We start from the raw sequence: 7,624 nt of genomic DNA, 5'->3' as shown, positions 1-7,624 counted from the left end.
GCCAGTGAGCATATCAAAGAAGCGTTGTCTGGAGGCCGGCGTATTGTCGCGATGAGTCTGGTACTCTACGTGCTTATCGGCATGCGCTGACGGTGATAGTTTGATACTCCACAGTGCGTTAAGTTGATTAGGTACAATCGAATATCGGACATCGATGATACGCAACTCATCGGTGGGGTCTTGCGCTAAATAACCATTGGAAAACCATCGGAAGCGTTCAATGTCTATCGCTTGCTGCGAACGCAGATCGAGCCAAGGAAAGTCTTTATTAATATTGAGCTTGCTGATGGATTCTCCTGGATAGGTTTTTACCGATGCGCCTACCCTCACCGCATCAATATGGTAGTTGCCCTCGACTTCATAAACCACTTTCCAAAGCAATATGTTAGCGAAGCTCGGCTTAGCCTCCAGCTGAACGGGAAAGTGTTGCCGTTCTTTAGCCAATTGCCATCCGGCAGCCTCAGCCCTATCCCTTTGTATCATTCCTAACGTCGGATAGATCAGCGCCCATAGAAACGCAATACGAGCTAACCACGGCTGTCGCTTTAGGGTGGCAAATACCAGCAATATCAATATGGGCAGTGTGAATACGGGATCAATGACAGAGACTGTATTCCAAGCATAACGCTCGTTGGTTAGTGGCCAAAACAGCTGAGTGCCATAAGTCGTGCAAAAGTCCAGCAACGCATGAGTGCTATAACCTAAAGCGCAATAAAGCCAACTCTGTTTGAACGACAGCCCGCGTTTTTTTGCGATCAATTGATGCAAAACCAGCGCACAAATTAAACTTCCAATCGGGATAAAAAACAGTGAATGAGTAAATTGTCGATGAAATTCTAAAAACAATAAGGGATCACTCTGTGAGCGAATCAGCACATCTAAATCCGGCGCCATTCCGGCAAGTAGCCCTAACACCCCTGCAACGACGATGTGTTGTTTTTTACTCACCGACTGAGGCAAAGAGGCGCCTAGTAAGCCTTGTGTTAGTGGATCCATAGATAACTCATTGCTCGCTAAATGCCGTGAACATAGTACATTCAGCTATAGCACTAAATTATGCTTAGTAACAGGACATTGCCTAAACTTTACATTAGAGCATTTTAGAAAATTTGAACGGAAGGAGAGAGGAAAATTAACAAGATAAAGGAAAGATAAAGGAAAGATAAAGAAAAGATAGCGTTAAACTTGACGACTAACGCTATCTATTGTTTTAGGTCGCTCTTGGTGCGAACATGATAATTGCCATCCCGAGTAAAGCCACTGATACGCCAATAATATCCCACAACGTTGGGCGGATCCCATCAACAAGCCATAGCCAAAGAACGGCTACAAAGATATAAACGCCACCATATGCGGCATAAACTCTACCCGCAGCTGTAGGGTGTAACGACAACAACCAAGCGAATAAAGCAAGACAGAATGCTGCAGGGATCAAAAGCCAAACCGACTTATCTTCTTTTAACCACAGATAAGGCAAGTAACAGCCTAATATTTCTGCAATTGCTGTTATAAAAAACAGACCGATGGTTTTCATTTCTAACAAGTAGATATCCTTATTCTTCCGTCGCCAGCGATTGTATTGCTTCTTCCACAGATGAAAATTGTATTTTAGTCAGGCACATTTCGCCCTTTGAAAACTCATGTTGCTGAATTAACTGCGTGACTGCTGTTAATGACAATCGTCCCCCGCTTGCTACAAACGTATAATTCCCCTTCGATTGGCTAATTATATAACGTTGACCACCACTGTCGATTAAGCGATCCGAATCACTCCAAATTAACGATTCAAACTCGCTAGCAAACATTAACTCAGAGTCTAAAAATATGAGTTCATAATCACCGTCTAGCTTTAAAACACATGGCCATTGAATCATCACTTTCTCTTTACCGCTGCTTCAGAAACGCTACCGCTAACCCTGAAGAGATAAATGTTAATCCTGCCCCTACGTTTAGACCTGATACCAATTTAGGCTTGCGCTTAAACCAATGGGATAACTGCGATGCAAAAACACCCATCAAACTAAAACCAATCGCGGTAAGTAATGCGAACCAAACGCCATAACCAACCATTTGAACAGTGACCGAGCCTAATGCTGGGTTGACGAACTGGGGGACAAAAGCCAGAACAAACATACCTGGTTTTGGGTTCAGGGCCGCGGATAAAAAGCCTGTCGAGAAAATCGCTTTTATTGATTGTTTTTTCGCCGGCTCCAAAGAGAACAAGCTGCGGGTACGCAATACCTTTATCCCCAACCAAATCAAATACGCTGCGCCCGCAATCTTGACGACATAGAACGCCAATTCTGAGGTTTGAATAAGTAAGGTAAGACCAAACGTTGCCGCAATAACATGAAAAAGGATCCCCGCGCCAGACGAAAACCCCGATACTATGGCCGCTACCCTGCCTTGACTTAGACCGCGCCCAACGGCCAGCAAATTATCAGGTCCCGGTGAAATAACCAGCAACAGACAAGCCACTGTATAGGGCAGAAAAACTTCAATTGGAAACATATCACCTCCTTATTCTCTTTGTTGGAATGCTAACGTGGCTCAATAAGCCTTATTAATCACCCACTCTGTGTACCTTATTTTACGGAAACGTACCACACACCGGCATGCACTTAAGCGAACTATGATAGGGTTAGCGATTAACGCTCTCTTGTAAACATTAAGAACGACTCAGCCGTCGCTTGGGGTTGCTCAACCATAGGCAAATGACCCACATTTGAGGCAATGTCTAACTTAGCTTGCGGAATCACCTGCTTTAAAACCGAAGCTCCCGATACGTGCAACACCCTATCTTTGTCACCCCACGATATTAGAACTGATCCATCGTAGTTAGCTAAGACCTTTTCAAGCGGCAAGTCTGGCTGGGGGGTGCCATTATTCATTCTGTGTATTTGCTCGAAAATTTTTGTATTTATCTCCAGACTTTCACTGACTTTGCTGGATAAATAACTCACGATTGGTGAAGGAATAAAGGGAGGATCAACAAACAAAAAATCGAACAGTTCTGAAAACTCTGCTTCGGTTCGAGGCAAGACGACTGGGGGCAAGCCCTTCTTAGTCGCTGAAAACATTTCACTGACTTCCGAACCCTCAACACCAAATGGGCTGATAAGCCACAAATGGTCAATTATTTCAGGGTATTGGGCAGCAAAATTTCCTGCAATATATCCCCCCATAGAACTGCCAGCTAAAGTAAATTCGTCTAAGCCTAGAGCATCAGATATCCGCTTTAGTCTTTCTACTTGAGAGCGAACATCATAGTCCAGTTCTATATTCTTTGTGCTGTTTCCAAAGCCTGGTATATCAATAGCGATGACATCAAACTCACCAACTAAGTAGCTTGATAATCGATTCCAGTTATCCTTATCGGCACCAAAGCCATGGAGTAAAACTAATTGAGGACCACTTCCGCCGCGAAGATATTCAATGTTTAACTCATCGACCTTGACCTGCTTCACTTCAAGATTAGCCATACTTCTTTCAGTCATGATCAGATATTGAAATAGCGTTGAAGCAGGCATAATAAGGTATGCAGAAACAACGATAACAATGAGCCCAATCAGAGAGGTAGCAACATATTTTGCCATGTGGTTATCCTTTTGATTTTTGACTAGCGACTACCCTGTCGCATAACGCCTCTAGAAGAGGTCAATAAGTATGAGCAGCGCTTAAATGTAAGCGAGTCGACACGCGGAAGTGGCTCAAAAACAGCGCCAATATTTAGCTATTGACGCCATACTCGTTTGTTAGCTGAATTTCTTAAGGTTGGCTTCCAACTGCTCCCGTAAACCTTGATTCTCTTGCTGAATCCAATATTCCGCTATTTGGTTTTCACTGACTCGGTACACTGCGCTTCCTACTGTAGACAGTTCTAAACCTGTCGGTTCATAACCATAAACTACTCCCTTATGGCGTTCTTTTAATTGTTTCTGAGACTCCAGAAACAATCTGATGCGCGACAACTACCGGGGCTAGATACTGGTTTACTAAATCTGGATTTTTCCCTGATCTTACTTGTTCGATAAAACCTCTAACCACTTCTTCCACTGACATCAATTATTCCTTCTATTCTGCTAACGCCTGCTTAAGTTGTCAGTGACGCACCACTGAACCTAACTTGGACATCGAAATCACATAAACCGAAATTGACGCCAAAAGTGCCGAACGTTCCGAATCGACTTGAAGCGTTTGTTAGCTGGACTTTTCCATTACGAAATTTCTTAGCTTTTGCCCACGAACGTCCATTTCTTGAGGCTGAACCACTTTAAACCCAAAGTGCTCATAAAATGGCTTAGCTGTAATACTAACTTCTGAGTAAAAACGAGAAATACCCCGCTCTTTACCAACAGCAAATACATGATTCATCAATGCCCTGCCAACACCCTGACCTTGATACTCATGATGGCAAAAGAAATGATCAATTAATCCATCAGATTGAAGATCTGTATAACCTACAACGATACCGTCAATTTCAGCCACAAATGGATTCAAGCCTTTCATTCTATTTATCCAGATAGACAATTCCAGACTTTCTGGAGCCCAAGCCTCGACTTGCGCTTGGTTGTAATCACGAATATTTATATTGCGAATAGTATAAAAATGGATATCCCAAAGTGCCTGTGCATCCGCTTCAACATACTCTCTAATTTTTATCATCGTACTACCTCGCGTGAGTACAGCTAACGCCCTGCTAAGTGGTGAGCAACGTACCCTCAAGCTAAGTTTTACGCCGTAATCACTCAAGCCTAAATTAACGCTAAAAGTCCCAAGCGTTACGAATCTGCTTGAAGCACCTGTTAGCCCACATCACTTAACGCGTAACTTGAGCTAAAAGCCAGTTAATACACTATGAACTAGGCTCCTACCTGATTCACTAAACAACCAAACGAACCCAGCAATATTAAGAACGATTGTAACCCAAAGGATGAATTTGAAAGGTTGCTTTCTCGATTTATGTCGTAGCTGAAATTGAGCTAATAATGCTCCTGGCCAACCCCCGGCCAAGGATAGGGTATATAGCGTATTTTCTGGCGTTCGCCAGCTGCCATTCTGTGCCGCCTGTTTATCCCAAGCAAACATAAAGTATGTAAAAACACTCAATACTATATACAAAGGGATCAGAAGTGTTTCACCGTTGAATACGGTTATTGATACCGTTGCTGCACCCAAAAAGCCAAAACCAAATATCACTGTATAAGGAAAGCCATTGACACCTTGAACCACCGCATTTTCAGCAGTTAAACGCCCCTTTTTATCCGCAACTACGTTAAAGGTAACACTATCATGTAATTTAGGGCGATAACCTCGGTTTGTAATGGATGATATATGAAAAAACACCCTCAGCTTACCGCCTACAGACAAAATAAACCCATAACCTTTAGTATCATTCCATTCTACTATTTGACCTTTCATCATCGTCCTTCGTTAATTTTGACGCCTGTGGGCCAACGCCAAATTAAGTAGTGAGCAACGCTGCCACCTACCTAAACCATTGTGCCGTAAACACTAAAGCCGATTCAAACCGAAAGTGCCAAGCGTTGCGAATCAGCTTAAATTTCTTGTTAGCCGCTCATTCCCAAAGGTTATTGCTTACTCAACAAAAACTTACGCAAATCTCTCTCTGCACGCATAACAAACAGAATAAACACTTTGTCACCATCTTGTTTATAGAAAACACGACATGGATTAACGACAACTTCACGATAACTTAAATGTGCTAATTCGGGTGGAATACGACCAGACTCCGGGAAGGGTTGTAGGCGTTCGACTTTGGAGAAGATCGTACGTATTAACTGCTTTGCAGCTACGATATTTTCAAGAGCGATGTATTCAGCGATATCATTAAGGTCAGATAACGCTGGTTCAGTCCAGATTATTTCAGCCATTTTGACATCTTGTCCTTGGCTTCATCATGACTTACCACTTTACCGTCAGCTAGTGCACGCTCACCTCGTGCAATACCCTCAAGAATAGCTAATCGATGCTGCATAAATTCGTAGTCATCAACATCAACTAAATACGCAGATGGCTTACCATGCTCAGTAATTAACACTGGTTCTTTGGTGTCGCGGAGATCGGCGAGGATCTTAGTTGCTTGACGTTTAAGTGATGTAACTAGTTCTACTTTCATGAAAGCTGCTCCAAAGGAATACTAAAGTGATACTATTCTATCACTTTGAGTATCGCAAGCTCCATGACGGCTAACGCACGCTTAAGTTGTGAGTAACGCTCCACAGAACCTAACTTGGACACCGTAATCACATTAGCCAAAATTGACACCAAAAGTACTGAGCGTTACGAATCGACTTGAAGCGTTTGTTAGTTGTCCTTTCCCAACTCCAGTGCTAACATTTGTACACACGTCAATTTAGGAGTTAATCATGGACACTAGAATTCAATTTCGTGTTGATGACGAAATTAAACGCTTAGCTCAGCAAATGGCTGAGAGCCAAGGACGCACACTTAGCGATGCTTGTCGCGAACTTACTGAGCAAATGGCTGAACAACAACGCAAAGCATTATCTCACGACGCTTGGTTAACTGAACAAGTAGACCTAGCATTTGAGAAGTTTGACTCAGGAAAAGCTTCATTTGTTGACCATGACTCAGCAAAAGCACGAATGGCTGAAAGAAAAGCAAAGATTCGTAGCCGAGGGCAACAATGATTTTATGGGAAGAAGAATCGCTAAATGATCGTGAGAAGATCTTTGAGTTTCTTTATGACTTCAACCCTGATGCGGCAGACAAAACTGACGAAATCATTGAAGCTAAAGTAGAAAATTTACTTGAGCAACCACTTATGGGTGTTCAACGTGATGGTATTCGAGGACGATTGCTAATTATCCCAGAAATCTCAATGATCGTTTCCTACTGGGTTGATGGCTCAACAATTCGTGTAATGCGAGTTCTACACCAGAAGCAAAAATTTCCTACAGACTGATTGTAGTCGGTGGGCAAACTAACGCCCGCTTAAGCTGCAACCAACGCAATGCGGAGCCAAAGCAAAGCACCTTAATCACTAAACTTGCTTAAACCAAAAATGCCACGCGTTGGTTGTCGGCTTGAAGCGTTTGTTAGCTGCTATTTTGGTTGCTTGGGAAAGACCTTGACGCCCTCTGGGAGCTCATACCAGCCTAACTTTTCGCTGACCCACACGTGCGCCTTTGGCTCAAAGATACTTTCATCTTTGAGGTTAATAGGTTTGAGTTTTAACTTTACTGTTGACAGTTCGTCAGGGTTAAAGTGATAAACTCTGTTTCCACAGCTAGAGCAGAAACGGGCTTGGTTTCTATTTCCACTTTCTGCGATTCTTTCCCAGCTGCTGAGCTTTCCTTCGAACTCAATTTTCGAAGAATCTATCACTGCTGTTACACTAAACGGGCTCGTTGATAGTTTTTGGCACTCTGTACAGTGACATGCAAAAACCGCTAGTGGTGCATCATACAATTTATAGTGAACCTCACCACATTGGCACGATCCTTCCAATGGATATTCCATATGCTTACTCCTCCTGAGTTGGCTATAGCAGCTAACGCCCTGCTAAGTGGCGCTAACAATTAACTTACCAAGCGCACTTAACTTCAAACCAAAACCGCCAAGCTTATGGCGTCCACTT

General features: G+C 43.0%; 14 protein-coding genes. 2 read left to right on the top strand and 12 right to left on the bottom strand.

The features are described 5' to 3' along the window. From MD535_RS24725 to MD535_RS24675, 11 genes are all read right to left on the bottom strand, one after another. Positions 1-996, bottom strand: a 996-nt coding sequence (locus MD535_RS24725; RefSeq protein ID WP_265677887.1) for a metal-dependent hydrolase, incomplete at its 3' end; no start/stop codon positions are given. Positions 997-1,210: 214 nt separating this feature from the next. Continuing rightward, positions 1,211-1,543, bottom strand: coding sequence for a YnfA family protein (locus MD535_RS24720; protein ID WP_265677882.1), 333 nt, complete (start codon positions 1,541-1,543; stop codon positions 1,211-1,213). Positions 1,544-1,553: 10 nt separating this feature from the next. Beyond that, positions 1,554-1,874, bottom strand: coding sequence for a DUF4144 family protein (locus tag MD535_RS24715; RefSeq protein WP_265677876.1), 321 nt, complete (start codon positions 1,872-1,874; stop codon positions 1,554-1,556). A 10-nt stretch (positions 1,875-1,884) separates the two neighbouring features. Then, entirely contained in the window at positions 1,885-2,511 is a 627-nt protein-coding gene (locus MD535_RS24710; RefSeq protein WP_265677871.1) for a LysE family translocator, read from the bottom strand. A gap of 137 nt (positions 2,512-2,648) precedes the next feature. Further along, positions 2,649-3,596 carry an alpha/beta fold hydrolase gene (locus MD535_RS24705; protein WP_265677869.1) on the bottom strand — a complete coding sequence of 316 codons (948 nt, stop codon included), beginning with the start codon at positions 3,594-3,596 and terminating at the stop codon, positions 2,649-2,651. 159 nt (positions 3,597-3,755) lie between these two features. Then, positions 3,756-3,956, bottom strand: coding sequence for an ester cyclase (locus MD535_RS24700; RefSeq protein ID WP_265677865.1), 201 nt, complete (start codon positions 3,954-3,956; stop codon positions 3,756-3,758). Then, positions 3,916-4,062: a hypothetical protein gene (locus tag MD535_RS24695; protein ID WP_265677898.1), complete on the bottom strand. Its 147-nt coding sequence runs from the start codon at positions 4,060-4,062 to the stop codon at positions 3,916-3,918. The genes MD535_RS24700 and MD535_RS24695 overlap by 41 nt, the downstream gene beginning before the upstream one ends. A gap of 138 nt (positions 4,063-4,200) precedes the next feature. Further along, on the bottom strand, positions 4,201-4,665 hold the full coding sequence (locus MD535_RS24690; RefSeq protein ID WP_265677860.1) for a GNAT family N-acetyltransferase: 465 nt from the start codon (positions 4,663-4,665) through the stop codon (positions 4,201-4,203). Between the two features lie 171 nt (positions 4,666-4,836). After that, the gene (locus tag MD535_RS24685; RefSeq protein WP_265677894.1) at positions 4,837-5,421 is read right to left on the bottom strand and encodes a cold shock and DUF1294 domain-containing protein; all 585 of its coding nucleotides are present in this window, start codon (positions 5,419-5,421) and stop codon (positions 4,837-4,839) included. Between the two features lie 170 nt (positions 5,422-5,591). After that, on the bottom strand, positions 5,592-5,894 hold the full coding sequence (locus tag MD535_RS24680; protein WP_265677859.1) for a type II toxin-antitoxin system RelE/ParE family toxin: 303 nt from the start codon (positions 5,892-5,894) through the stop codon (positions 5,592-5,594). Next, a complete protein-coding gene (locus MD535_RS24675) occupies positions 5,882-6,139 on the bottom strand; it encodes a type II toxin-antitoxin system Phd/YefM family antitoxin (protein WP_265677856.1) in 258 nt (85 codons plus the stop codon). Before MD535_RS24675 ends, MD535_RS24680 begins: the two co-directional genes overlap by 13 nt. 250 nt (positions 6,140-6,389) lie before the next feature. Between MD535_RS24675 and MD535_RS24670 the strand changes: the two genes are divergently transcribed. Both MD535_RS24670 and MD535_RS24665 read left to right on the top strand, forming a co-directional pair. Then, on the top strand, positions 6,390-6,674 hold the full coding sequence (locus MD535_RS24670; protein ID WP_265677849.1) for a type II toxin-antitoxin system RelB/DinJ family antitoxin: 285 nt from the start codon (positions 6,390-6,392) through the stop codon (positions 6,672-6,674). Beyond that, on the top strand, positions 6,671-6,949 hold the full coding sequence (locus MD535_RS24665; protein WP_265677843.1) for a type II toxin-antitoxin system RelE/ParE family toxin: 279 nt from the start codon (positions 6,671-6,673) through the stop codon (positions 6,947-6,949). Before MD535_RS24670 ends, MD535_RS24665 begins: the two co-directional genes overlap by 4 nt. 140 nt (positions 6,950-7,089) lie before the next feature. Here the strand turns inward: MD535_RS24665 and MD535_RS24660 are convergent, their stop codons facing one another. Then, entirely contained in the window at positions 7,090-7,506 is a 417-nt protein-coding gene (locus tag MD535_RS24660; protein ID WP_265677835.1) for a GFA family protein, read from the bottom strand. Positions 7,507-7,624 lie beyond the last annotated feature (118 nt).

Origin of the sequence: Vibrio qingdaonensis (assembly GCF_026191675.1) — a bacterium.
Taxonomy (GTDB): Bacteria; Pseudomonadota; Gammaproteobacteria; order Enterobacterales; family Vibrionaceae; genus Vibrio; species Vibrio qingdaonensis.
The sequence above is the reverse complement of the archived record's forward strand: the minus strand, read 5'-3'. Positions and strand labels throughout refer to the sequence as shown.

Excerpts from the sequence above, each read along its gene's own strand:
- MD535_RS24710 (WP_265677871.1), bottom strand. The coding sequence starts at position 2,511 with ATGTTTCCAATTGAAGTTTTTCTGCCCTATACAGTGGCTTGTCTGTTG.
- MD535_RS24715 (WP_265677876.1), bottom strand. The coding sequence starts at position 1,874 with ATGATTCAATGGCCATGTGTTTTAAAGCTAGACGGTGATTATGAACTC.
- MD535_RS24675 (WP_265677856.1), bottom strand. The coding sequence starts at position 6,139 with ATGAAAGTAGAACTAGTTACATCACTTAAACGTCAAGCAACTAAGATC.
- MD535_RS24695 (WP_265677898.1), bottom strand. The coding sequence starts at position 4,062 with ATGTCAGTGGAAGAAGTGGTTAGAGGTTTTATCGAACAAGTAAGATCA.
- MD535_RS24665 (WP_265677843.1), top strand. The coding sequence starts at position 6,671 with ATGATTTTATGGGAAGAAGAATCGCTAAATGATCGTGAGAAGATCTTT.
- MD535_RS24685 (WP_265677894.1), bottom strand. The coding sequence starts at position 5,421 with ATGAAAGGTCAAATAGTAGAATGGAATGATACTAAAGGTTATGGGTTT.
- MD535_RS24690 (WP_265677860.1), bottom strand. The coding sequence starts at position 4,665 with ATGATAAAAATTAGAGAGTATGTTGAAGCGGATGCACAGGCACTTTGG.
- MD535_RS24670 (WP_265677849.1), top strand. The coding sequence starts at position 6,390 with ATGGACACTAGAATTCAATTTCGTGTTGATGACGAAATTAAACGCTTA.
- MD535_RS24660 (WP_265677835.1), bottom strand. The coding sequence starts at position 7,506 with ATGGAATATCCATTGGAAGGATCGTGCCAATGTGGTGAGGTTCACTAT.
- MD535_RS24705 (WP_265677869.1), bottom strand. The coding sequence starts at position 3,596 with ATGGCAAAATATGTTGCTACCTCTCTGATTGGGCTCATTGTTATCGTT.
- MD535_RS24680 (WP_265677859.1), bottom strand. The coding sequence starts at position 5,894 with ATGGCTGAAATAATCTGGACTGAACCAGCGTTATCTGACCTTAATGAT.